The 23,716-nt window shown below is 72.2% G+C and carries 22 protein-coding genes and 2 riboswitches; of the genes, 8 read left to right on the top strand and 14 right to left on the bottom strand.

Annotation, left to right across the window (positions count from 1 at the left end; translation table 11 throughout):
* Positions 1 to 38: 38 nt before the first annotated feature.
* The gene (speD, locus tag ACZ7GX_RS34340; RefSeq protein ID WP_498782968.1) at positions 39 to 452 is read left to right on the top strand and encodes an adenosylmethionine decarboxylase; all 414 of its coding nucleotides are present in this window, start codon (positions 39 to 41) and stop codon (positions 450 to 452) included.
* Positions 449 to 1,291, top strand: coding sequence for a spermidine synthase (locus tag ACZ7GX_RS34335; RefSeq protein ID WP_498782967.1), 843 nt, complete (start codon positions 449 to 451; stop codon positions 1,289 to 1,291). The genes speD and ACZ7GX_RS34335 overlap by 4 nt, the downstream gene beginning before the upstream one ends.
* A 53-nt stretch (positions 1,292 to 1,344) precedes the next feature.
* On the opposite strand, the gene ACZ7GX_RS34330 is transcribed toward ACZ7GX_RS34335, so the two are convergent.
* On the bottom strand, positions 1,345 to 3,405 hold the full coding sequence (locus tag ACZ7GX_RS34330; RefSeq protein ID WP_498782965.1) for a S9 family peptidase: 2,061 nt from the start codon (positions 3,403 to 3,405) through the stop codon (positions 1,345 to 1,347).
* A gap of 231 nt (positions 3,406 to 3,636) precedes the next feature.
* On the opposite strand from ACZ7GX_RS34330, the gene ACZ7GX_RS34325 reads away from it, so the two are divergent.
* Positions 3,637 to 4,287, top strand: coding sequence for a hypothetical protein (locus ACZ7GX_RS34325; protein ID WP_498782963.1), 651 nt, complete (start codon positions 3,637 to 3,639; stop codon positions 4,285 to 4,287).
* An 87-nt stretch (positions 4,288 to 4,374) separates the two neighbouring features.
* On the opposite strand, the gene ACZ7GX_RS34320 is transcribed toward ACZ7GX_RS34325, so the two are convergent.
* From ACZ7GX_RS34320 to ACZ7GX_RS34280, 9 genes are all read right to left on the bottom strand, one after another.
* On the bottom strand, positions 4,375 to 4,980 hold the full coding sequence (locus tag ACZ7GX_RS34320; protein WP_498782961.1) for a malonic semialdehyde reductase: 606 nt from the start codon (positions 4,978 to 4,980) through the stop codon (positions 4,375 to 4,377).
* Positions 4,981 to 5,059: 79 nt separating this feature from the next.
* Complete coding sequence (glyA, locus tag ACZ7GX_RS34315; RefSeq protein ID WP_498782959.1) at positions 5,060 to 6,325, bottom strand: serine hydroxymethyltransferase; 1,266 nt, start codon at positions 6,323 to 6,325, stop codon at positions 5,060 to 5,062.
* Positions 6,326 to 6,339: 14 nt separating this feature from the next.
* Positions 6,340 to 7,440: a glycine cleavage system aminomethyltransferase GcvT gene (gene gcvT / locus ACZ7GX_RS34310; RefSeq protein ID WP_498782957.1), complete on the bottom strand. Its 1,101-nt coding sequence runs from the start codon at positions 7,438 to 7,440 to the stop codon at positions 6,340 to 6,342.
* A 128-nt stretch (positions 7,441 to 7,568) separates the two neighbouring features.
* A riboswitch (glycine riboswitch) is annotated at positions 7,569 to 7,664 on the bottom strand.
* Position 7,665: 1 nt separating this feature from the next.
* Positions 7,666 to 7,753: riboswitch (glycine riboswitch) on the bottom strand.
* 63 nt (positions 7,754 to 7,816) lie between these two features.
* Positions 7,817 to 8,119: a DUF3817 domain-containing protein gene (locus ACZ7GX_RS34305; RefSeq protein WP_498782955.1), complete on the bottom strand. Its 303-nt coding sequence runs from the start codon at positions 8,117 to 8,119 to the stop codon at positions 7,817 to 7,819.
* A gap of 14 nt (positions 8,120 to 8,133) precedes the next feature.
* Positions 8,134 to 8,532: a hypothetical protein gene (locus tag ACZ7GX_RS34300; RefSeq protein ID WP_498782954.1), complete on the bottom strand. Its 399-nt coding sequence runs from the start codon at positions 8,530 to 8,532 to the stop codon at positions 8,134 to 8,136.
* A gap of 110 nt (positions 8,533 to 8,642) precedes the next feature.
* A complete protein-coding gene (locus ACZ7GX_RS34295; RefSeq protein ID WP_123746208.1) occupies positions 8,643 to 9,131 on the bottom strand; it encodes a helix-turn-helix transcriptional regulator in 489 nt (162 codons plus the stop codon).
* Between the two features lie 202 nt (positions 9,132 to 9,333).
* The gene (locus tag ACZ7GX_RS34290; protein WP_181319924.1) at positions 9,334 to 9,495 is read right to left on the bottom strand and encodes a hypothetical protein; all 162 of its coding nucleotides are present in this window, start codon (positions 9,493 to 9,495) and stop codon (positions 9,334 to 9,336) included.
* A 416-nt stretch (positions 9,496 to 9,911) separates the two neighbouring features.
* Entirely contained in the window at positions 9,912 to 11,036 is a 1,125-nt protein-coding gene (locus tag ACZ7GX_RS34285) for a CaiB/BaiF CoA transferase family protein (RefSeq protein WP_498782952.1), read from the bottom strand.
* Positions 11,036 to 12,184 (bottom strand): acyl-CoA dehydrogenase family protein, encoded by a 1,149-nt coding sequence (locus tag ACZ7GX_RS34280; RefSeq protein ID WP_498782950.1) that lies wholly within the window; start codon positions 12,182 to 12,184, stop codon positions 11,036 to 11,038. Before ACZ7GX_RS34280 ends, ACZ7GX_RS34285 begins: the two co-directional genes overlap by 1 nt.
* 238 nt (positions 12,185 to 12,422) lie before the next feature.
* Here ACZ7GX_RS34280 and ACZ7GX_RS34275 point away from each other — a divergent pair, with 238 nt between their 5' ends.
* Genes ACZ7GX_RS34275 through ACZ7GX_RS34265 form a run of 3 tightly spaced genes read left to right on the top strand, consistent with a single transcriptional unit; the run spans position 12,423 to position 16,197 of the window.
* Positions 12,423 to 12,875, top strand: coding sequence for a GNAT family N-acetyltransferase (locus tag ACZ7GX_RS34275; protein WP_498782948.1), 453 nt, complete (start codon positions 12,423 to 12,425; stop codon positions 12,873 to 12,875).
* Between the two features lie 56 nt (positions 12,876 to 12,931).
* On the top strand, positions 12,932 to 14,134 hold the full coding sequence (locus tag ACZ7GX_RS34270; protein ID WP_498782947.1) for an acetyl-CoA C-acetyltransferase: 1,203 nt from the start codon (positions 12,932 to 12,934) through the stop codon (positions 14,132 to 14,134).
* Positions 14,134 to 16,197 (top strand): 3-hydroxyacyl-CoA dehydrogenase NAD-binding domain-containing protein, encoded by a 2,064-nt coding sequence (locus ACZ7GX_RS34265; protein WP_498782945.1) that lies wholly within the window; start codon positions 14,134 to 14,136, stop codon positions 16,195 to 16,197. Before ACZ7GX_RS34270 ends, ACZ7GX_RS34265 begins: the two co-directional genes overlap by 1 nt.
* A 48-nt stretch (positions 16,198 to 16,245) precedes the next feature.
* On the opposite strand, the gene ACZ7GX_RS34260 is transcribed toward ACZ7GX_RS34265, so the two are convergent.
* The 3 genes from ACZ7GX_RS34260 to ACZ7GX_RS34250 form a co-directional block, all read right to left on the bottom strand.
* Entirely contained in the window at positions 16,246 to 19,629 is a 3,384-nt protein-coding gene (locus tag ACZ7GX_RS34260) for a phosphodiester glycosidase family protein (protein ID WP_498782944.1), read from the bottom strand.
* 116 nt (positions 19,630 to 19,745) lie between these two features.
* Entirely contained in the window at positions 19,746 to 20,738 is a 993-nt protein-coding gene (locus ACZ7GX_RS34255; RefSeq protein WP_498782942.1) for an AraC family transcriptional regulator, read from the bottom strand.
* 248 nt (positions 20,739 to 20,986) lie between these two features.
* Positions 20,987 to 21,541, bottom strand: a complete 555-nt coding sequence (locus ACZ7GX_RS34250) for a DM13 domain-containing protein (protein WP_498782941.1) — start codon at positions 21,539 to 21,541, stop codon at positions 20,987 to 20,989.
* A gap of 124 nt (positions 21,542 to 21,665) precedes the next feature.
* Here ACZ7GX_RS34250 and ACZ7GX_RS34245 point away from each other — a divergent pair, with 124 nt between their 5' ends.
* Together ACZ7GX_RS34245 and ACZ7GX_RS34240 are read left to right on the top strand one after the other, a co-directional pair.
* Positions 21,666 to 22,061: a hypothetical protein gene (locus tag ACZ7GX_RS34245; RefSeq protein ID WP_498782940.1), complete on the top strand. Its 396-nt coding sequence runs from the start codon at positions 21,666 to 21,668 to the stop codon at positions 22,059 to 22,061.
* Complete coding sequence (locus tag ACZ7GX_RS34240; RefSeq protein WP_498782938.1) at positions 22,058 to 23,158, top strand: winged helix DNA-binding domain-containing protein; 1,101 nt, start codon at positions 22,058 to 22,060, stop codon at positions 23,156 to 23,158. The genes ACZ7GX_RS34245 and ACZ7GX_RS34240 overlap by 4 nt, the downstream gene beginning before the upstream one ends.
* A gap of 168 nt (positions 23,159 to 23,326) precedes the next feature.
* Here the strand turns inward: ACZ7GX_RS34240 and ACZ7GX_RS34235 are convergent, their stop codons facing one another.
* Entirely contained in the window at positions 23,327 to 23,581 is a 255-nt protein-coding gene (locus tag ACZ7GX_RS34235) for a hypothetical protein (RefSeq protein ID WP_498782936.1), read from the bottom strand.
* Between the last annotated feature and the right edge of the window lie 135 nt (positions 23,582 to 23,716).

Raw genomic sequence — 23,716 nt, 5'->3', positions numbered from 1 at the left:
CGCTGCTGTGCCCCTCCTGAAGATGTTTGGAGTGATTGATGTCCGAACTCCCGTGCGAATCCGAGCCGGTTGGCTTGTTCGCAGGACAGCACGTGCTCGCCGAGCTCGAAGGCGTGAGCCCGGAACTGCTCGACGACGAGCGGTTCCTGCGACACGCGCTCGGTGAAGCGCTCACCCAGGCTGATGCCACGGTGTTGGAGGTGGTCTCCAAGCAGTTCGAGCCGCAAGGGGTCACCGTGCTGGCCCTGTTGTCGGAGTCGCACGCGTCCATCCACACGTACCCCGAGGTCGGGGCCGTGTTCGTGGACGTGTTCACCTGCGGCACGCGCGCCAAACCCGCGCTCGCGGTGCAGTTGCTGGCCGAGGCGCTGGGAGCTGTGTCGGCACGGACGGACATGATCAGCCGGGGCCACCGCGTCCCCGCGCTCGTCGGTGAGGAGAAGGCGTCTTGATCCGCGAACCGCTCGCGGCCGGTATGACCAGGCACTGGGACGTCGACGAGGTCGTGGTCGACACCCGGACCGAGTTCCAGCACCTGGTGATCGCCCGCACGTCCCAGGGGTTGTCGCTGTTCTGCGACGACGACCGGCAGAGCACCGAGTTCAGCCAGCTGACCTACCACGAGGCGCTGATGGTCCCGGCGCTGCTGCTGGCCGACCGCGTCGACCGGGTGCTGGTCATCGGGTCGTCGGAGGGCGTGGTGTGCCAGATGGCGGTGGCCGCCGGCGCTTCGGTGGTCGACCACATCGACATCGACGCCCAGGCCGTGCGGCTGTGCGCCGAGCACCTGCCCTACGGGTACACGCTCGACGAGCTCGCGCTGGCCGAGAAGGGCGAGGGCCCGATCCACGTCCGGTACATCGACGGCTACGAGTACATCCGGACGACGTCGGAGCGCTACGACATCGTCCTGGTGGACCTTCCGGACGAGCGCGAGGAGGAGGCGCAGCACAACCGCTTGTACGGCGCCGAGTTCCTGGCCATGTGCAAGGCGCTGCTCACCCCCGGCGGCGTCGTGGTGTCCCAGGCGGGCTGCCAGACGATGTGGCGCAACACCACGCTGATCCGCATGTGGGAGCGGTTCAACGAGGTGTTCGGCACGGTCGCGTACTACGGCTCGGACGAGCACGAGTGGGCGTACCTGTTCGGGCGCGCCGACGAGGTGGCCGACCCGACCGCGCTGATGGTCGAGCGGCTGCCCGCGTGCGGCTACCAGCCGGAGTCGATCGACGACCTGGCGCTGGTGGGCAACTCGATCCCGCCGTACCAGGTCCGCCACTCACTGGCCTGACGCCTGGCTCGAACGGGGCCGTCCTCCTCTCGGGGGACGGCCCCGTTCCGCGTTCAGGCCAGGGCGCGGCGCAGGAAGTCGACCTGGAGCAGGAGCAGGTTCTCCGCCACCTGTTCCTGCGGGGTCATGTGGGTCACGCCGGACAGCGGCAGCACGGTGTGCGGGCGGCCGGCGGCCAGCAGGGCCGAGGACAGGCGCAGGGTGTGCGCGGCCACCACGTTGTCGTCCGCCAGGCCGTGCACGATCATCAGCGGGCGCTCGAGCTTCGGCGCGTCGGCGATGAGCGAGTTGGCGTCGTAGACCTGCGGCTTCTCGGCCGGGTGGCCCAGGTAGCGCTCGGTGTAGTGGGTGTCGTAGAGCCGCCAGTCGGTGACCGGCGCGCCCGCGATGCCCGCGTGGAACACGTCCGGTCGGCGCAGCACGGCCAGCGCGGCCAGGTAGCCGCCGTAGGACCAGCCCCGGATGCCGACCCTGGTCAGGTCGAGGTCGGGTTCGCCCTTCGCGACCGCGTGCAGGGCGTCCACCTGGTCCTCCAGGGTGGCGCCGGCGAAGTCGAACGCGATCTCCCGCTCCCACGCCGGACCGCGACCGGGCGTGCCGCGGCCGTCCACGACGAGGACCGCGAAACCCTGGTCGGCCAGCCACTGCGAGGCCAGGTAGGCGTTGCGCGCCGACACCACGCGCTGCGCGTGCGGACCGCCGTACGGGTCGAGCAGGACCGGCAGCTTCGTGCCCGGCACGTGGCCGCGCGGGAACAGCAGCGCCGCCCTCAGGTCGCGCTCGCCGACGGTCAGCAGCCGCACTTCCGGTGCCAGCACGGGGGTTTCGGCGAACGTGCCGATCTCACCGCCGGTCGACACGGTGACCTTCGGCCCGAAGTGGTCCATCGACGACCGGGACAGCACCAGCACGCCGCCCGCGCGCGTCGCGCCGTGCACCCCGTCCTCAGTGGACAGTCGGGTGATCTCTTCGGGGCCGACCAGGAAGACGTGCGTCTGCGTCGGGTCGTCGGTGGACGCGGTGACCAGCGCGCCGTCGCCGTCCACGTCGAGCACCGCGCGGACCTGGAAGCCGTCCGGCGTCCACGGCCGGTCGCCCACGACGAGCCGGTTCGCGTCGCCGATCGGCAGCACGCGCAGCAGTTCGCCGTCCGGGGTCCAGCGCGGCGCGCCCGGCACGATCTCCAGCCAGTGCGGGTCGGTGTCGTCGGCGACCACCTCGGTGGCACCGGTCTCCACGTCGACCGCGAGCACCCGGACGCGGCGCTGGTCGCGTGACTGGACCTGCACCAGCGGCTTGCCGTGCGAGGTCCACGACACCGCGTTGACGTACGGGAAGGCGTCGCGGTCCCACGTCACGTCGGTCCGGCCGGCGCCGAGGACGGCCAGCTCCACCACGGCGTTGGCCTCGCCGGCGGCCGGGTAGGCGATCTCGGCGGCGGGCGTGCCCGGGTTCGCCGGGTCGGCGATGTGCCAGCGCGGCACGGGTGCGTTGTCCACCCTGGCCGCCAGCACGTGCTCGCCGTCCGGGGAGAACCAGTAGCCCCGGTGGCGGCCCATCTCCTCGGCCGCGATGAACTCCGCGAGGCCCCACGTGACGTCCGGGCCGTCCGGCGACGCGACCACGCGGTCCGCGCCGGACTCCAGGTCCACCACGTGCAGCGCGCCCGCAGCCACGTAGCCGACCTTGCGGCCGGTCGGGTCCAGCCGGGGGTCGACCACCGGGCCCGCGACCGGCAGCTCGCGGACCGCGGCGGTGGCGAGTTCGACCACGAAGAGCCTGCCGGACAACGCGAACACCGCCTGCCGCGCGTCGCCGTCGGTGGCGTAGCCGACGATCCCGGCGGCCGACTCGCGGGTGCGCTCGCGGCGTGCCCGTTCCTCCGGGGACAGGTCCTCGGGGTCGGTCAGCAGGACGCCGGGGTCGGCCAGCAGCGTCTCGGACCGGGTCGCGGTGTCGAACGCCCACAGGCCGTTCGCCCGGCTCGTGGCCGTGGCGGTGCGGAGGAAGTACACCTTCGCGCCGTCCGGCGACGCGGTGAACGTCCGGGGTGCGCCGAGGGTGAACCGCTGGGTGCGCGCGTGCTGGCGCGGGAAGGAGATCTCGTTGCCCACCCGGACACCCTATGTCCCCGGCCGGCCGGCGGTCAGGCGATGCGACGGTGCCCTGCCTTGGCTGTGGTCAGGCGAGGCGACGACCGTCCGACCGGCGGTGCGGCGGCGGTGCCCGGTCGTGGCGGTGGGCGACCCCTGTCTTGGTCCGCGTCGTCGAGGCGGGCTGAACCGCGTCGGCGGACGGGCCGTAGTCGTGGGTGGAGCGATCGACGGACCGAGGAGGAGTTGAGTGTGATCCGACGAAACCGCATCGCCATCGCCGTCGCGGGTGGCATGGCCGCCGTGCTCGCGCTGGTCATGTGGACTTCCAACGCCACCGGCCTGCAGGGCAGGACGGTCGCGCAGACCGAGCAGGTCGGCGCCGCGGCCCAGGGCGACTACGGCGACGTTCAGGAGCCCTTGGCCCCTCCGACCAGCGAAGAGGCGGCGCCTGTCGAGGAGCCCGCCGCCGACGCGCCGGAGGGCCAGGCCGCGCCCGCGCCGTCCGGCCCGCAGGTCACGCTGGTCGGCAAGAGCGTGCCCAAGATGGGCGAGGTCGTGCAGGACGGTGACGGCCGCACGCTGTACCGGTTCGACAAGGACACGCCGGACCCGGCGAAGTCCAACTGCGAGGGTCAGTGCGCCGTGACGTGGCCCCCCGTGCTGTCCGACGGCAAGCCGCAGCTGCAGGGCGTCGACCCGGCGCTCGTGTCGACGGTGAAGCGGGCCGACGGCACCGACCAGGTGACGCTCGACGGCTGGCCGCTCTACACCTACGCGAAGGACGAGGCGCCCGGCCAGTGGAAGGGCCAGGGCGTGGGCGGCACGTGGTTCGTGGTGCAGCCCGACGGCAAGCGCAACGTCGAGTGCCTGCCGCCGGGGGTGACGCCGCCCGCCGCCTAGTCCACTGTGCCTCGCCCTGATCCCCCGGCCCGGGGTTGGCCGGGGGATCAGGGCGTCGCATCGCGGACCGTGCGGCTCGAAGTGGCGTCAGAGGGTGCGGACGGCCTCGGCGAAGTCCAGGCGCGGGTTGCGCGGGTGGGTGCCGGAGTGGTCCGGGTGACCGATGTTGACGATCACCAGGGGCAGCTGGTTGGTGCCGGCGAAGAACTCGCCGCGCACGCCCTCGGCGTCGAAGCCGCTCATCGGTCCGGCGGCGAGGCCCGCCGCGCGGACGCCGACGATGAAGTAGCCGGCCTGGAGCAGTGCGCTCGTCTTCGCCGCCTCGGTGCGCCCCGCGTCGTCCGCGAACGCCGCCTTCGCGCCCGGGTAGTGCGGGAACGTCGTGGCCAGGTGCTCGTGGAAGTCGGTGTCGGCCGCCAGGATCGCGGTCACCGGCGCGGCCAGGGTCTTGGCCCGGTTGCCCTCCGCCATGTGGGGCGCGAGCCGGGCCTTGGCGTCCTCGCCCCGGATGAGCAGCACGCGCAGCGGCTGGCTGTTCATCGCGGTCGGGCCCCACTTCACGAGGTCGTAGACGTCGTGGAGCTGCTCGTCGGTCACCGGCTCGTCGGTGAACGCGTTCGCCGTGCGGGCCTCGCGGAACAGCAGGTCCTGCGCTTCGCGTGGGAGGGCCAGCGTGTCGAGGGTGGCGGTCATGGTGCCTCTTTCGGTTGTCCCGTACGCGGGTTGCGCACGGGACAACCTCCAGTAAGCGCGAGCTATTTCGTGTCGTCGTTCACAAAGACGGGTACAGCGGGTGCTTGGCGGCCAGCACCTCGACCCGCGCCCGCAGCTCGGCCAGGTCCGGCGACGGCTGCAACGCCGCCGCGATGATCTCCGCCACCTCGGTGAAGTCGGCCGCGCCGAAACCGCGCGTGGCCAGCGCCGGCGTGCCGATGCGCAGGCCGGAGGTCACCATCGGCGGCCGCGGGTCGTTCGGCACCGCGTTGCGGTTGACCGTGATGCCCACCTCGTGCAGCCGGTCCTCGGCCTGCTTGCCGTCCAGTTCGGACGCCACCAGGTCCACCAGCACGAGGTGCACGTCCGTGCCGCCGGTGAGCACCTTCACACCGGCCGCCGCCGCGTCGGGCTGCGACAGGCGCTCGGCGAGGATCTTCGCGCCCTCGACCGTGCGCCGCTGGCGGTCGGCGAACTCGGGCGACGCGGCGTGCTTGAACGCCACCGCCTTGCCCGCGATCACGTGCTCCAGCGGGCCGCCCTGCTGACCCGGGAACACCGCCGAGTTGATCTTCTTCGCCAGGTCGGCCTCGTTGGTCAGGATCACGCCGCCGCGCGGGCCGCCGAGCGTCTTGTGCGTGGTCGTGGTCACGACGTGCGCGTGCGGCACGGGGCTCGGGTGCAGGCCCGCCGCCACGAGGCCGGCGAAGTGCGCCATGTCCACCATCAGGTAGGCGTCCACCGAGTCGGCGATCCGGCGGAACTCGGCGAAGTCCAGCTGGCGCGGGTACGCCGACCAGCCGGCCACGATCAGCTTCGGCCGGTGCTCGGTCGCCAGCCGCTCCACCTCGGCCATGTCGACGCGGCCGTCGGCCTCCGACACGTGGTAGGGCACCACGTTGTAGAGCTTGCCGGAGAAGTTGATCCGCATGCCGTGCGTGAGGTGGCCGCCGTGCGCGAGGTCCAGGCCCAGGATCGTGTCGCCCGGCTGGAGCAGGGCGAACATCGCGCACGCGTTGGCCTGCGCGCCCGAGTGCGGCTGCACGTTCGCGAAACCGGCGCCGAACAGCTCCTTCACCCGCTCGATCGCCAGCCGCTCGATCACGTCGACGTGCTCGCAGCCGCCGTAGTAGCGCCGGCCGGGGTAGCCCTCGGCGTACTTGTTCGTCAGCACCGACCCCTGCGCCTGGAGCACCGACACCGGCGTGAAGTTCTCCGAGGCGATCATCTCCAGCGTGCTCTGCTGCCGGTGCAGCTCGGCGGCGACGGCGTTCGCGACCTCCGGGTCGAACTCCGCGAGGGAGGTGGTGAAGTGCTCGGACATGTGTGGGGTCTCCCTTACGAGGTGCGCTTGTAGAAGGGCAGTGCGACGACTTCGACCGGCTCGTGCTTGCCGCGGACGTCCACCGACAGCCGGGTGCCGGGCTCGGTGTTGCCGACGGCCACGTACGCCATCGCCACCGAGTAGCCCAGGGTCGGCGACAACGCGCCGCTGGTCACCTCGCCGATCCGGGCGCCCGAGGCGTCCAGCACGGGGTAGCCGTGCCGCGGCGCGCGGCGCGAGGCGGTCTTCAGGCCGACCAGGACCTCCTCGACGCCCCGCTCGGCGACGGCGGCCAGCGCGTCGCGGCCGACGAAGTCGCCCGGCTTGTCCAGCTTCACCACGCGGCCGAGGTTCGCCTGGAACGGCGTGCGGTCGCGGCCGAGCTCGTTGCCGTACAGCGGCATGCCCGCCTCCAGCCGCAGCGTGTCGCGGCAGCCGAGGCCGGCGGGCTTGAGGTCGTGCGGTGCGCCCGCCTCCAGCAGGGCCCGCCAGACGTGCGCGGCGTCGTCCGGCGCGACGAACAGCTCGAAGCCGTCCTCGCCGGTGTAGCCGGTGCGGGCCAGCAGCACGGGCTTGCCCGCGACCTCGGTCGGGTACGACGCGTAGTACTTCACCGCGGCCAGGTCGGTCGACGTGAGGCCGGCGAGGATGGCGGTGGCCTTCGGGCCCTGCACGGCGAGCAGCGCGTAGTCGGTCGACTTGTCCGCGACCACCGCGTCGAAGCCCTTCGCCCGCTCGACCAGGGCCTCGTGCACGACGGCGGCGTTCGAGGCGTTGGCGACGACGAGGTACTCCTCATCACCCGTGCGGTACACGATCAGGTCGTCGATGACGCCACCGTCGGCCTCGCAGATCATCGTGTACCGGGCGCGGCCGACGCCGATCGCGGACGCGTGGCCGACCAGGGCGTGGTCGAGCGCGGCGCACGCCTCCGGGCCGGTGAGCAGGATCTCACCCATGTGGGTCAGGTCGAACAGGCCCGCCGACGTGCGCACCGCGTGGTGCTCGGCCAGCTCGCTGTCGTAGCGCAGCGGCATCCGCCAGCCCGCGAAGTCGGTGAACATGGCGCCCAGCGCCTCGTGCTCGGCGTGCAGGGGCGTGCGGCGGCTTTCCATCAGGCGGGCCCTCCCTGGGTGCGGACATGCCGATGGGCCGACCGGTCGGGTCGACGGGCGGGCACGTCCGAGCGATTCACGAGCGAAAGGATGACACGGTCCACCGGAGACTCCTCGTCGAGTGAGCCTCCCCCTCTGCCATGAGCCTGAGAGCTTCACCACCCGGTGGGGGCGGCTTGCACCGTGGGCGAGGCGCACCGGGGTGCGCCTGCTTTCCAGAGTTGCCTTCGTCGCGCGGTACCTGTGCCTGAGAGATTCCGGGGAGGAGTTGCTCCTTCGGCGCCCCGCTGGGGGACTCTCCCGCGCGACATCGACGGCCGTGTTCAGTTGGTACCGCCAGACGCTAGGGGTGCCCGGCGGGCGGGGTCAACCCCGGTCACAGGCTCTTCTCGGCCCGGACGCTCTCGACCACCTTGCGCTCGGCGTAGAACGACACGAACGGGATCGTGCCCGCGAGCAGCACCAGCACCGTGCCCTTGATCGACCAGCGGGCCTTGAGCGCGAGGTCGACGGTGAGCACCAGGTAGACCGCGTAGAGGAAGCCGTGCACCGGGCCGACGACCTGCATCATGCCCTCGCTGTCGCCCGCGTACTTGGCGATCATCGCGACCACGAGCAGCAGCAGGCCGACACCGACCACGTAAGCCATGAACCGGAACCTGGTCAACGCGCCGCTCATCGCCCTACCTTCGCTCACCGCTGGTCCCGCGCGTTGAGTTCGGCGAGCATGCGGTTGTAGGCCGCGAGCTCTTCGTCCTCGTCGTCCCGCACGGGCGCTCTGACGGGCTCAACGGTAACTACCGGCCGCGGCGGCGCGGCCACCGGCTCCGGCGCGGCCTCGGCGGCGGCGTCCGCCGTCCCGGCGGCGGCCTCGGCCTTGCGGCGGGCGTCCAGCCTGCGGATGCGCCACACCATGAACGCGGGGAAGAGGCCGAACAGCGGCCACTGGAACACGTAGCCGAGGTTCTGGAACGTGCCACCGGCCTCGGAGAACCGCTCCCACTGCCAGTAGGCCAGGCCGCAGCACACGACCAGCGACGCCAGGCAGACGGCCGCGATGGCCAGGCGCTGGGGGGTGATGAGGCCTCGCACGCCTCAAGAGTACTTCGTGCGTCGCACGAGGCTGGGGCTCCCCGCACGGGAGCCCGCACCTCGACGGCAAGGGCTCCTCGACCGCAGGAGCCCGCCCCGACTCGTCGGACCTAGGCCACGCCGTCCCGGCGTTGCCTCTGCAACCTGGCCACGCACCAGGCCGCCGCACTACCCCGACGCAGGTGCTGGAGCACCGTCATCGGGCCGAGGCGACGACCGAGGTCGGCGGGCGAGAGCCCGGCCGCCCGGTAGTCCAGAGCGCGCTGGTCCAACGGGCTGATGCCCGCGTCCCACCACTGCTCCGCCTCGGACAGGTCGCCGACCAGCTGCCAGTAGCTGGCGGCCGCGGCGAGCAGGGGCTCGGGCACCTCGGGCGCCCGCTTCCGCATCGCCGCCACGTACGCCGGATCCGCGGACTCGACCTTCACCAGGCCGCGGGGACCGCCATTCGCCCGCTGCACGGGGATCCCCGGCGCGGACGGCGGGGCTTCCGCGAGCCACGCGTCCTTGATCCGGTTCACCTCCTGCAGCTCGGCGTCGTCCGAGCGCTCAGCCGCCCACTGCCGCAACAGCTCGTCGACTCCGGAGTCCTCGACCATTCTGCCTCCTCATCGGTCGAAGATCAGCCAATGCGACGCACCGTATTAGCGGGTACCGACAACCGCTAGACCCTGGTTTGTCTAAAACCCTGTTACCAGGGCGTTATAGCCCTCATTCCACCCGTACGGTGCAACGTTCGGGGCGCATAGTCACCGATCGTGACCGCATTGAGCGGGAGTACGCGGGGTTACCGCGGGACCTCTAGGCGAACAGGCTGCGGACGAAGGTGATGATCGACTCGGCGCCGGACTGGAGCCACCCGAGCGCGGTCCTCACCGCCTCGGCGGACTCGTTCGGCTGGGTGATCAGGAGGAACAGCACCAGCGCGACCGCCGCCAGCGTCACCACCTTCTTGACGTTCACTGATCGGTCTCCGTCCGTGTCACTGGGCAGGGCGGCCGAGCGCCGCTCCGGTCGTGTCAACGGCCATGGTCCCTCATTCACCCGGATGATGACGATCGAACCCGCCGCCATCCCTCGACCGGTCGCACGAACACCACGCAACCACGCCTGGGTCGCCCGGAGAGTCACCCGAACGGACGATCAAGGGGACCGGTGGTCCCGCCGATCACCAAGGTACGGGCGCTCGCCCACCCCCCTGGCACGGACACCGAGGTTCTTCAGACACTGCCACCTCTGCACAGCCCATCACCTGATTGCGCCGACGCACGCACCGAGCGTGACAAAGGCCGCTCGCGGCTGCCACTCATTTCCGGTACCCCTTCAGGTGATTTCCCTTGCCTTTTTCCGGCCCGATCGGGTCCGCGCCCGCGGGTCCGTCACCCGATCACGCCGGACCGCCGGAGCCCGGCGATCTCGTCCCCGCCCAGCCCCAGCCCGGCCAGCACCTCGACCGTGTGCTCGCCGACGGCGGGCGGCGGACCGGGCGTGGCCGCGGGCGTCCGCCCGAACCGCGGCGCGGGCGCGGGCTGCGCCACCCCGTCCACCTCGACGAACGTCCCCCGCTCGGCGTTGTGCCCGTGCTTCGGCGCCTCACCGGGCGCCAGCACGGGCGCGAGGCACGCGTCGGTGCCCTCGGCGAGCGCGGCCCACTCGTCCCTGGTCCGGGTCGCCACCGCCGCGGCGATGCGGGCCCGCAGCTCCGGCCAGTTCGCCGGGTCGTGCCGCCCGGGCAGCCCGGCGTCGGCGAGCCCGAGCACGACCAGCAGCTCGGCGTAGAACTTCTCCTCCAGCGCCCCGATGCCGACGAACCGGCCGTCGGCCGCCTCGTACACGTCGTAGAACGGCGCGCCGCCGTCGAGCAGGTTCGTCCCGCGCGCGCCCGACCAGGCGCCCACCGACGACATCCCGTGCAGGAACGTGGTCAGCAGCGCCGCGCCGTCGACCATCGCCGCGTCCACCACCTGCCCCCGCCCGGACCGCTCCCGCTCGTACAGCGCGGCCAGCACGCCGAGCGCCAGCAGCAGCCCGCCACCGCCGAAGTCACCGACGACGTTGAGCGGCACGGTCGGCGGCGCGCCCGCCCGGCCGATCGGCTCCAGCGCGCCCGCCACCGCGATGTAGTTGATGTCGTGCCCGGCGCGGTCGGCCAGCGGCCCGTCCTGGCCCCAGCCGGTCATCCGCCCGTAGACCAGGCGCGGGTTGCGGGCCAGGCACTGCGCCGGGCCGATGCCCAGCCGTTCGGTCACGCCCGGCCGGAAGCCCTCGACCAGCACGTCCGACTCCGCGACCAGGCGCAGCACCAGCTCGGCGCCCTCGGGTCGGCGCACGTCCACCCCGATCGAGCGCCGGCCGCGGCCGAGCAGGGGCACCTCCGTGCCGCCGCCGACGCGGTCCACCCGGACCACGGACGCGCCGAGGTCGGCCAGCACCATGCAGCCGAACGGCGCGGGCGCGAGGCCGGCCAGCTCGACGACCTTCAACCCCTCCAGCGGCCCCGGCACTAGAGCGACCTCGCGATGATTTCCTTCATGATCTCGTTCGTCCCGCCGTAGATCTTCTGCACGCGCGCGTCCGCCCACGCGCGCGCGATCGGGTACTCGGCCATGTAGCCGTAGCCGCCGAACAGCTGCACGCACTCGTCCACGACCTGGCACAGCCGTTCGGTGGCCCACCACTTGGCCATCGCCGCGGTGGGCACGTCGAGGCGGCCCGCCAGGTGCTCCTGCACGCACTCGTCCACGAAAGCCCTGGTCACGCGGGCCTCGGTGGCGCACTCGGCGAGCTTGAACCGGGTGTTCTGGAACTTGATCAGCTCCCGGCCGAACGCCGTGCGGTCCTTGACGTAGGCGAGCGTGAGGTCGACCGCCGCCTCGATGCCCGCGACCGACGCCACCGCGATGATCAGCCGCTCCTGGGGCAGCTGCTGCATCAGCTGGATGAACCCCTGGCCCTCGCCGGTGCCGAGCAGGTTCGCCGCGGGCACGCGGACGTCGTCGAAGAACAGCTCGGCGGTGTCCTGGCCGTGCATCCCGATCTTGTCCAGCACCCGGCCGCGGCGGAAGCCCGACGCCTGCGCGGTCTCCACGACCAGCAGCGAGATGCCCGTCGCGCCCTGGCTGGGGTCGGTCTTGGCGACCACGACCACCAGGTCGGCCTGCGCGCCGTTGGTGATGAACGTCTTCGAGCCCGACAGCACGTACTCGTCACCGCGCCGCAGCGCGCGCGTCTTGATGTTCTGCAGGTCGGAGCCACCGCCGGGCTCGGACATGGCGATCGCGCCGACGTACTCGCCGGAGGCCATCTTCGGCAGCCAGCGCAGCTTCTGCTCCTCGGTGCCGTAGGCGTTGAGGTAGTGGGCGACGATCCCGCTGTGCACGCTGTTGCCCCACGCGGTGTCGCCGCACCGGGCCTGCTCCTCCAGCAGCACGGCCTCGTGCGCGAACGTGCCGCCGCCACCGCCGTACTCCTCGGGGATGGACAGGCAGAGCAGGCCAACCTCGCCGGCCTGGCGCCAGAAGTCCCGGTCCACCTGCTTCTGCGCGGCCCAGCGCTCCTGGTTCGGGACCGCTTCCCTCTCGAAGAACGTGCGGGCCAGCTTGCGCAACTGGTCCAGGTCCTCGGTCATCCATGCGGAACGGCGAGTCGGCATGCCTCGACGGTCCCACCGGCCGGCCCGCGCCGCCATGACCGCAGCGCGCTGCGTGGGGGGTGATCGTGAGCGCAAAAGTCAGTGTTGGATGGCCGCTGCTCCGCAGACGGCGGGCGAGGTCGCCGGGAAGTCGACCGTTCGCGTCCTGATTCGCCGACGATCGAAAAGCGTGATCGCCGGGAATGAGGACGCGAACGATCGACGCGACCTCGCGGGGGGTTGGCGGGACACTGGGGGTATGCGACTGCGGCGGCTCGGGCCCGAGGACTGGGCGACCTGGCGTGACATCCGGTTGACCGCGCTGAGCAGCGATCCCGGGGAGTTCGGCTCCACGTTGGCGCTGGAGCGGACGTTCGACGAGAAGCGGTGGCGCGAGCTGGTGACGCCCGGGCGCGGGGTGAAGGTCGTCGCCGAGGCCCCGGAGCCGATCGGGCTCGTCGCCGGGGTGCCGCACGAAGTCGGCCCGGACGTGTTGTACCTGTACTCCATGTGGGTCATGCCGGAGTTCCGGCGGCGCGGCGTCGGCGCGGCGTTGATCGCCGACGTGCTGGCGTGGGCGCGTGAGCACGGGTGGGCGCGGGTGCAGCTGCGCGTGTTCCAGGACAACGAGACCGCCCGGCGGCTGTACGCGCGGCTGGGGTTCGTCGGCGAGGGCGAGATCATGGACTACCCGCTCACGCCGGTGAGCTAATAAGTCACCTCGGGAGGTCATGGGCAACCGCCGGCGTGCTCCCTACCGTGGGGTGCATGAGCGAAGCCTTGATCTTCGACGCGGTGCGCACACCGCGTGGCCGGGGAAAGCGCGGTTCGCTGCACAGCGTCAAGCCGATCACCCTCGCCTCCGGGGTGCTCGCGGCGCTGGCGCGGCGCAACGACCTGGACACCTCCGCCGTGGACGACGTGGTGTTCGGCGTCGTGTCGCCGGTCGGCGAGCAGGGCGCGGACATCGCCCGCACGGCGGTGCTGGCGGCCGGGTGGGACCTGCGGCCCGCCGGCGTGCAGCTCAACCGGTTCTGCGCGTCGGGCCTGGAGTCGGTGAACCTGGCCGCGGCCAAGGTCGCGTCCGGGTTCGAGGACCTGGTGGTGGCGGGCGGCGTCGAGTCGATGTCGCGGGTGCCGATGGGCTCGGACGGCGGCGCGTGGATGGCCGACCCGGAGACCAACATGGCGACCAACTTCGTGCCGCAGGGCGTGAGCGCGGACCTCATCGCCACGCTGGAGGGCTTCACCCGCGAGGACGTGGACGCCTTCGCGCTGCGCTCGCAGCAGCGGGCCACGCTGGCGCGCGACAAGGGCTACTTCGACCGGTCGCTGGTGGCCGTGGTCGACCAGAACGGCTCGGTCGTGCTCGACCACGACGAGGCGATCCGCCCGGAGACCACGCTGGACGGGCTCGGCAAGCTCAAGCCGAGCTTCGCGTTCCACGGCGACCTGGGCTTCGACGCCGTCGCCATCGACCGCTACCCGACCGTGGAGCGCATCGACCACGTCCACACGCCGGGCAACTCGTCGCAGATCGTGGACGGCGCGGCGGCGATGCTGATCGGCAACGCCCGCACCGGGCAGGAGCTGGGCCTCACGCCCCGCGCGCGGATCATCGCGACGGCGGTCGTCGGCTCCGAGCCCACGATCATGCTGACCGGCCCGGCGCCGGCCGCGCGCAAGGCGCTGGACAAGGCCAGGCTGACCGTCGAGGACATCGACCTGTTCGAGATCAACGAGGCGTTCTCGTCGGTGGTGCTGAAGTTCCAGCGGGAGCTGGACCTGCCCGACGACAAGGTCAACGTCAACGGCGGCGCGATCGCCATGGGCCACCCGCTCGGCGCGACCGGCTGCATGATCCTCGGCACCCTGCTCGACGAGCTGGAGCGCCGGGACCTGCGACGGGGTCTGGCCACGCTGTGCGTGGGCGGCGGCATGGGCATCGCGACGATCATCGAGAGGGTCTGATGGCTATCCACTTCGAGCGGGACGACGAGGGCGTCGTCACCCTCACGATGGACATGTCCGGCTCGGCGAACGTGATGAACGCCGAGTACCACAAGGACATGGGCGACGCGGTCGCGCGGCTGGAGGCGGAGCGCGACGACATCACCGGCGTGGTGCTGACGTCGGCCAAGAAGACGTTCTTCGCCGGTGGCGACCTGAACGTGCTGATCCGGATCACGCCCGAGAACGCGGCCGAGGCGCTCGGGTTCCTGGAGGAGATCAAGGGCCAGCTGCGGCGGTTGGAGCTGCTGGGCAAGCCGGTCGTCGCGGCGATCAACGGCAGCGCGCTGGGCGGCGGCCTGGAGATCGCGCTGGCGTGCCACCACCGGGTGGTCCTGGACGACGACAAGATCAAGCTCGGACTGCCCGAGGCGACCCTGGGCCTGCTGCCCGGCGGTGGCGGCGTGACCCGGATGGTGCGGCTGCTGGGCGTGCAGCCGGCGTTGCCGCTGCTGATGGAGGGCAAGCAGCTGCGGCCGGCGCGGGCGTTGCAGGCCGGGATCGTGCACGAGCTGGCGTCCTCGCCCGAGGAGCTGATCGCCAAGGCGCGGGCGTGGATCAAGGAGAACCCGGCGCCGCAGCAGCCGTGGGACCGGCCGGGGTACACCGTGCCGGACGTGCGGGTCGGCGACCCGAACCTGTACGGGCTGCTGGCCGCCGCGCCCGCCGTGCTGCGGAAGAAGACGCACGGCGTGTACCCGGCGCCGGAGAAGGTCCTGGCCGCCGCGGTCGAGGGCGCGCTGGTGGACTTCGACACGGCGCTCAAGGTCGAGGCCCGGTACTTCGTGGAGCTGGCCGCGGGTCAGGTCTCCAAGAACATGATCAACACGTTCTGGTTCCAGCTCAACGAGATCAACGCGGGCGGGTCGCGGCCGGCCGGGGTCGAGCGGTCGAAGGTGGCCAAGGTCGGCGTGCTCGGCGCGGGCATGATGGGCGCGGGCATCGCCGAGGTCACGGCCAAGGCCGGGATCGAGGTCGTGCTGAAGGACGTGACGCTGGAGGCGGCGCGGCGCGGCGCCGGTGACACGCCGGGCATCACGCCGACCGACTCCGACGCCGACCTGGCGGGCTGCGACCTCGTGATCGAGGCGGTGTTCGAGAACCGCGAGCTGAAGAACAAGGTGCTGCCCGCGGCAGAAGCCTCGGCGCTGCCCGACGCGGTGATCGCGTCGAACACCTCCACGTTGCCGATCACCGGGTTGGCGTCGGCGGTGGGCGATCCGTCGCGGTTCATCGGGTTGCACTTCTTCTCGCCGGTGCCGAAGATGCGGCTGGTGGAGATCATCCGCGGGGAGAAGACGTCGGACGAGACGTTGGCGCGGGCGTTCGACTACGTGCTGCGGATCGGGAAGACGCCGATCGTGGTGAACGACAGCCGGGGCTTCTACACGTCGCGGACGTTCGGCACGTACGTCACCGAGGCGGTGTCGATGGTGGCGGAGGGCGTGTCGCCGGCGCTGATCGAGAACGTGGCTCGCCGCGCGGGCATGGCGGTGGGTCCGCTGGCGGTGTCCGACGAGGTCACGTTGACGTTGCAGCTGAAGATCCGCGACCAGACGTTGGCCGACGACCCGGCGGTGGCGGGCGCCCTGGGCGATCACCCGGCGTTCCGCGTGCTGGAGGAGCTGGTCGCGGAGGGGCGCACGGGCAAGTCCGGCGGTGCGGGGTTCTACGAGTACCCCGAGGGCGGGAAGAAGTTCCTGTGGCCGGGCCTGGCGCGGTACGCGCGGGCCGACGCGGGCGTGACGGAGCAGGACGTCGAGGACCGGTTGCTGTTCATCCAGTCGTTGGAGACGGTGCGGTGCCTGGACGAGGGCGTGCTGACGTCGGTCGGTGACGCGAACGTGGGCAGCGTGTTCGGGTTCGGCTTCGCGCCGTGGAGCGGCGGCACCCTCCAGTTCGTCAACTCCTACGGGTTGACGGAGTTCGTGGAGCGCGCGGACTACCTGGCCGACACCTACGGCGAGCGCTTCCGCCCACCGGCCTCGCTGCGCGACCGCGCCACCCGCGGCGAGAAGTTCTGACCGGGAACAGGCCCCTGGGCAACGATCCCAGGGGCCTGTCGCCGCGGGTCAGGCGGTGGCGCGGCCCCGTTCGGGGAACGCCGTGGCCACCTCGGCGCGTTGGGTCACGCCGTTGACGGTGACGGCGACGGTCACCTGGCCGGGGCGCAGCGCGGTCAGGGCGCCGGTGTCGGGGTCGAGCCACGCGACGTGCCACGGGCGCAGGCCGGAGGCCTGGCCGAGGTGCAGGTTCGGTGAGCCGGACCAGTCCGCCGTCACCGGGTAGGCGACCGGGACTCGGCGGGAACCCTGGGTGATCGACGCGCTCACCTCGGTCGGGCTGCCGATGCGGGTGGTGGGCTCGGCGGTCAGGGTCAGGCCGTCCACGTGCGGGCGGATCTCGGCGGCCAGCCAGGTGTCGCCGCGCCGCGGGTCGACGCCCAGCATGGTCCAGCCGGTGAAGCCGCCCCGGCCCGCCTCGCCCGCGGGCGCCTTGCCCGAGTTGCCGTTGACCAGGTACGGCACGCCGTCCACCCGCGAGGCGTGGAACAGGCCCACGTGCGCCCCGATGAACGCCGCGCCCTTCCCGGTGTCACGCCGGAACGCCGCCAGCCAGTCCTCGACCACGTCGGCCTCCATCCGGTCGGACAGCTGGCTGCCCTTGGTCGGCGTCGGGTCGCGCGGCGGGTGGTGCTCCATCACCACGACGGAGTCCACCGAACCGTGGTCGCGCAACGCGTCGCGCAGCATCACGGCCTGGTCGAACCCACCGCCGCGCACCGTCCCGGTCGACGAGTCCAGCAGCACGAACCGCGTGCCCTTGTGGTCGAACACCCGGCTGGTCGACCCGAACTCGCGCCGGAAGTTGTCGATCGTGCCCGGTCCCATGATCTCGTGGTTGCCCGGCACGTAGTACCAGGGCAGCTCGTCGCCCAGCTCCTCGGTCAGCACCCGACGCGCCAACGCGAGGTCCGCGGGCGACGCCTCGTCCACGAAGTCGCCGTTGACCACCACGAAGTCCGGCCGCTGAGCCTTGATCTCCCGCAACGTCCGCCGCGCCGCGCGCACCAGCTCGCTGTCCGGGTTGCGCGCCACGAACTGCGCGTCCGACATCACCGCGAACCGCCACGGCCGGTCGGCCACCGTGCCGTCCTGCACCACGAACCGGTCGGCCGGCTCGTCCACCACCGGCAGGTCCACCGCGGGCGGCACCTTGGCCACGATGTCGTCCACGAGCACCTCGCCGGTGTACTGCCGGTCCGCCTTGGTCTCGATCGTGTAGAACCTGTTCACCCGCAACGGGAACGCGAGCCCCGACGGCACCGGCACCTCAAGGTGGCGCCACCCCGTCCAGGTGATGTACGGCCCGTAGAGCGACCGGCTGAGCCCCGAGGAGTCGGTGACGGTGAACGCCGTCCACTCGCCGCGACCGTGCCCGTAGACCCACGCGCCCAACGCCAGCGGCTGCCCCGGCACCTCGATCGGCTTCGGCGGGATCGCGTAGGCCGTCCGCGTGCCGGTGGACTTCGAGAAGTCGTACGTCATCCGCAGCCCGGCCCCGGTGCGCCCCTCGGCCACCGGCGCGACCGAGCCGGAGCCCCGCGCCGACCCGAACGTCCACGCCGCGCCGTCGTCGAAACCGGCGATCAGCCGCTCCTCCAGCCCCACGGTCACGGGCACGCGCACCACGTGCGACCCGACCCGCGCGACGACCGTCGTGGCACCCGGCTTCAGCGCGGTGACCCGCAGCGAGCCGTCGGCGCCCGGCGCGACGCCGATCACCGAGCGGTCGTAGTCCAGCGACACGTCCGCGGGCTCGACCGGCGCGGTGAACCCGTCGCCGTCCCGCCCGACCACGCCGAACCCGCTCGTCCCACCCACCTCGGGCAGGCTCAGCCGGCTCGTGGTCGCCGACAGCCCGGCCAACGCGCCCAGCACGGTCAGCTCCACCTCGCCGGTCACGCCGCCGCGTTGCGCCACGGCCGTCGTCGTGCCGGGCCGGCGCGCGTGGAACACGCCGTCGTCGTCCACCCGTCCCACGTCGGCGCGCGCCGTCCGCCACCGGTGCTCGTCGTCCCGCGCCGGGCCGTACGTCTCGTCGTGCCCGTCGGCCACCAGCCGCCGGGTCAGGCCGGGGAACACGCGCTCCGGGTGACCGCCCGGCACGGTGTCCGACCCCGGCGCGGCCCGCGGGTCGATCGCGGTGCGCACCCAGAAGCCCGTGAGCTGCCCGCTGCCGGTCGGCGCGTAGAGCGCGAGCCCGTTCGGCACGGGCCGCTCGCCGCCGTCGGACGGCGTGTTCTCCACCGTCACGGTCTCCGCACCGGGCGTGCGGGCCACCAGGGTGGACGAGCCGCCGCCGTCGAGGTTGAGCGCGTTGTGCGCGCCCATCTCCTTCAGGATCGCGGCCACGTCCTGGAGGTTCAACCCGAGCAGGTAGGCGCCCTGGCGGCCGTCCACGGTGAGCAGGAACATCTTCTTGCCGTCCGCCGAGAAGCCGACCGCCGTGCGCGGGTGCAGCGGATCGGTGGGCGCGACGACCTCGCCGTCCTCGAGCAGCAACTGGTTCCCGCCGATCGCGGCGCGCAACGCGCTGCCGTCGTCGGCCTTCGTCGTGTGCTCGACGGCGACCCGCTCCCCCACGGCCAGCCTCGCGAGCGCGTCGGCGCCCGCCTCCCGGCCGACGAGCACCTGGCCGTCGGCGGGCACGGGGTCGTCACCCGCCCGGTCGCGCCGTTCGGCGACCACGCCCGCGCGCACCACGACCTCGGTCACGCGGGTGGCGCCCTGCACGGCCCGCGCCCGGCTGTAGGAACCCCAGATCGGGTCGAACAGCCCCACGCCGCCGGGCTCGACGGCGGCGCTGTTGAGCTGGTCCAGCCCGATGGACGTGCCGTCCGCGCGGGTGATCTTCCCGTCGAAGAACACCTCCATCACCCGGCCGACGCCCGCGGCGTCGAAGCCGACCGCGCGGCGGTGCCCGGCGACGGGCGACTTGACCGTGCGGCCGTCCTGGACGCCGACGCCGCGCGGCGCGTTGGAGTTGTTGATGTCGAAGAAGTCGCCGTTGACGGCGGCGACGGCGCGGGTCCGGTTCGCCTGCGCGGACAGCGGTTCGGCGGCGGCGACCTGCCCGGGGTGCAGGTAGTCGACCTTAGTCCCGGCGGTGAGGTCGACGGTGAGCGCGTCGCCGCGGATCCACCCGCCCGCGCCGCCCGGCTCGTACCAGTCGAACGAGCTCAGCGACACGCCCGGCGCGACCGGCCGGGTGGTGCGGGCGGTCTCGATGCGGCGGGCGGGGTCGACCGCGGGCGCGACGGCGACGCCCGGCAGGTCGACGACGGACGGCGAGGGAGGAGCGGTCGGCGGGTCGGCGTGGGCCGCGGGCGTGGCCGCCGCCAGTGCGAGGACCAGCGACGCGGCCAGGGCGGCGGAGCGAGGGCGAGGGAACACGGGCACTCCCGCAGGGATGGGTGAGGAACTTACGCGATGTAAGTCCACCGTGTTGACGATTCGCCGGACACGGCCGTTCGGCCGCAGTTGACGACCCGATCGGCCGTCCGGCGACGTCAGCCAACCCCACCACCCCGGTAGGTTCCAGGACTGGCGCCCGTCCACCTCTTGAACGCCCGGTGAAATGCGCTCGCCTCGGAGAAACCCAGCCGCAGCGCCAGTTCCTCCACGGACTCGCCGCCGCGCACCAGGCTCGCGACGGCCTGGTCGCGCAGCAGCTGCTCGCGCACCTCGCGGAACGACGTGCCCTCGGCCGCCAGCTTCCGCCGCAACGTCGGCGCGCTCACGCCCAGCCGCGCGGCCACGTTCTCCAGCCCCACCACGCCGCCGCCGAGCATCCGCCGCACCTGGCTGGACGCGTCCGCGCCGTAATCGCGCCGGGACAGCAACTCGGCGGGTGAATTCCGCAGAAACCGCCTTAATGCGGCTTCGTCCTGCACGACCGGCATCCGCAGAAACCGCGCGTCGAAAGTCAACGTGGTGGCGGGCGCGGAAAACCGCAGCGGAGCGCCGAAGATCAGGTGGTATTCCGCGCCGTGCGGCGGTTCCGGATAGTCGAGATCGACCCCGCGCAACGGGATCCGCCGGCCGATCAGCCACGACGAGAACCGGTGCCACAGCACCAGCAGCGACTCGACCAGGAACCGGTCCGGGTCGTCCACGCCCTCCGTGGACAGGGTGAACGCGGCGACGCCGTCGTGCTCCCCCAACGCCATCGCCGGCCGCACGTCGAACAGCTCGTAGAACGCCAGACCGCGCCGCAGGGCGTCCTCCAGTGACGCGCAGTGCACGGCGAGCAGGCACATCGTCGGGAACGTGCCGCGCTTGCTCGGTCGCGGCCCGAGGCCCATGAACTCGTCGTCCAGCGCGTCCCACAAGGCCTGGATGATCTTGGTGTACTGGGCCGGGGTGACGCGCGCGCGCTCATCGGAGAGCAGGGCCTCGCCGATGCCCGCGGTCGCCAGCAGCCGCGCGACGTCGTGACCGCGCCGCACGGCGCCGCGCAGCGCGGCGTTGACGTAGTGGATGGCGATGGTCCTGGTGAGCATCACTCACAGTGTGCATCACGGTGGTCCGCAGGCCGTGTGCGGCGGCGCGGAACGGGGAGAGAGAGCGCCGCGCCGCCGCCAACGGTGGCCCACCCCAGTGAGCCGGCTCCTCGTCGATGGGGCATCCGCCCGCCCACCAACGAGGGACGTTGTGGTGCTACCACTGTATGTGGTCTAGACCAGATACGTCAATACTGCGAAAAGGCTATAAGTGGCCCAGACCACCCCGTATTTGTTTCGCCTATGTGTCAGCCCTGTTCCAACGGCGCTACCGCGAAACCGGCGGAAAACCTCTTGCACCAGATCACGACGCTGCGCACCGCGGTCAGGTCGGTGCCGGCGGGCACCTGGTAGACCTGGTTGCCCCGATTCGCCTTCAGTTCACCGAGGTTCGTGAAACCGGAGCCGAATGCCGCTTCGGGCGAGTCGGATGCCTTGTCCGAGAGGTACACGTACAGGTCCGGCCCGTCGCTGGTGTCCAATGCCTCGAACTGCACCGCGTGGCCGCCGTCGGGCAACCGGACCAGCGTCGCGCTGCCGGTCGTCGCGTGCTCCAGCGAGCGGAACGGTCCGGAGGCCAGCGCGACCGGGCCCGCGGGCGGTGCGGGCGTCGTGGTCACCGGAGCCGTCGTCGTCGCGGGAGCCGTCGTCGTCGACCCGACCGTCGTCGTGGCCGGCAGCAGCAACGCCTCGTCAGCCGTCCGGTCGGTGACCAGCCGCCACGGCTGGAACAGGGCCAGCCCCACCACCAGGGCGACCGCCAGCACGCCGGCCACCCCGATCACCACTACCCGCTTGGACATCTCACGCCTTCCGGAAGTCGACCCGTCCCTACCGGACAACTCTGGCGAACCGGACGCCGGTCTGCGGGCAAAACCCGATTACGAAGTTCTGACGTCTGCCGTCCGGCGTTGTTAGGGTCGCCGGGTGGGTGAACGGGCCGGGTTGGCGATCGTGTGCGCGCTCATGGTGGGCTGCGCCGCGTTCGGCCCGTTCCCGCACCCGGTCCCGCTGCTGTTCCTGATCGCCGCGGTCGGGGCCGCCAACGCCGCGTTCCCGTTGATGCGCACGTTCGGGTCCGCGCTGCTCGGCGGGGTCGCGGCGGCGAGCATCGGTCTGGCCTCCGTGCCGTACGTGACCTGCTCCTCGGAGAAGTTCACGGACGTGTTCACCTGCACGGGTGACTCACCGACCTGGCACATGACCGGCGCGGTGCTCGTGGCGGGGCTGGCCGGCGCGGGCCTCGTGCTGGCCCGCGTGCTCGGCACGGCGGTGCTGGAACGCAGGCTCTCGGCCGGGCCGAACCGGGGTGAGCGCCGGTGAGCGTGACGTGGCGGCAGGTCGCGGCTTGGCGCACCCGCAGGCACCACCTCGACGCCCGACGACCGGCCGACGAGGCCGCGGCGGTGGTCTCGCGGCTGTGCGGGCTGCACGCCCAGCTCATGTCCTCGGCCGAGGCGACGTTGCGCGCACGCGTCGACGGGCTCGCGGACGACGCCGTCGAACGGGCGCTGTGGACCGACCGCGCGCTGGTCAAGACGTGGTCGATGCGCGGCACGCTGCACCTGCTGCCCGCCGCCGAGTACCCGCTGTGGCAGGCCGGGTTCGCCACCTACCGGCACTACCTGAAGCCGGTGTGGCTGCGGAACTTCCACATCACCGCCGAGGAGCTGACCACGCTGGTCGACGCGATCGGCGAGGTGCTGGCCGACCGCGTGCTGACCCGCGCCGAGCTGGCCGACGAGGTCGCCGCGCGCACGTCCGCGCACATCGGCGAGAAGCTGCGGGAGAGCTGGGGCGCGTACCTCAAGCCCGCGTCGTTCCAGGGCAGGCTGGTGTTCGGGCCCGGCGAGGGCCAGTTCGTCCGGTTCACCGCCCCGCGCACGTGGCTCGGGGTCGACCTGGCGGCGCGGGAGGGCGCGGTCGAGGAGATCGCGCTGCGGTTCCTGGCCCAGCAGGGGCCCGCGACCAGGGAGGACTTCGCGCGCTGGTGGGGTGTCACGCCGGCCGACGGCGGGCGGGTGTTCAAGGCGCTCGGCGACCGGATCGAGCCCGTCGACGTCGAGGGCGCGGCCTTTTGGGCACGGGCGGAGGACGTCGAGAGCTTGCGCGAGGCGGAGCCGGTGCGGACGGTGCGGCTGCTGCCGGCGTTCGACCAGTACGTCGTCGCGGCGACACGCCACGCCACGCACCTTCTCGATGGTGGGACCCCCGAAAAGGTGTACCGACCGCAGGGATGGCTGTCACCGGTACTCATGGTGGACGGGATGCTGGCCGGCGTGTGGTCGCAGGAGCGCAAGGGCGGCCGGCTGGCCGTCACCCTCGAGCCGTTCCGCTCGTTGTCCGCTGCGGCGCGGAAAGCCGTGCTCAACGAGGTGGACCGGATGACCGGGCCGACCGAGGTGCACTGGGTCGGGTGAGGTCGGTCCGGCGGGCGGTACTGTTCAGCCGCTCACCGTTGCGCCACAAGTGCGTTCTGTTAGGAGGCTTGCTGTGCGGGTGCTGTGGGCCACGTGCGGCTTGGCCGTGGCGGCGTCGGCGCTGACCGGTGTCCTCATCGGGGTGTACCTCGACGGGGTGAACGACGATCAGCAGGCCGACACCCCCGCCTCGACGTGGATCACCGGTCGGCCGTCGACCAGCAGCGTCACCACGCCACCGAGCTCCGTCACCACGGACGCCATCTCGGCGGCGCCGAGTTCGACCACCGCGGTCCGGACCACCACGACGACGCCGCCACCGGCCGCGCCGCCGCCACCGCCGGACACCTCGACCGAGGCGCCGACGACGACCACCACGACCACCACGGTGAAGAACACCGAGTGGCCGTGCAGCCCGCTCAACCCGCTGCCGCCGCCGCACTGCCGGGACTGAGCGCGCGGGGGATGCTCCTATGGATGTCAAGCTGCGGTTTCAAGATCGGTTGGGGTAGGCGTAGCGGGGCAGAGGACCGAGTAGACCTCGCGGGCGATGTAGCG

Source organism: Actinosynnema sp. NPDC037264 (assembly GCF_055603705.1).
This window is presented reverse-complemented; position numbering and strand designations above follow the sequence as displayed.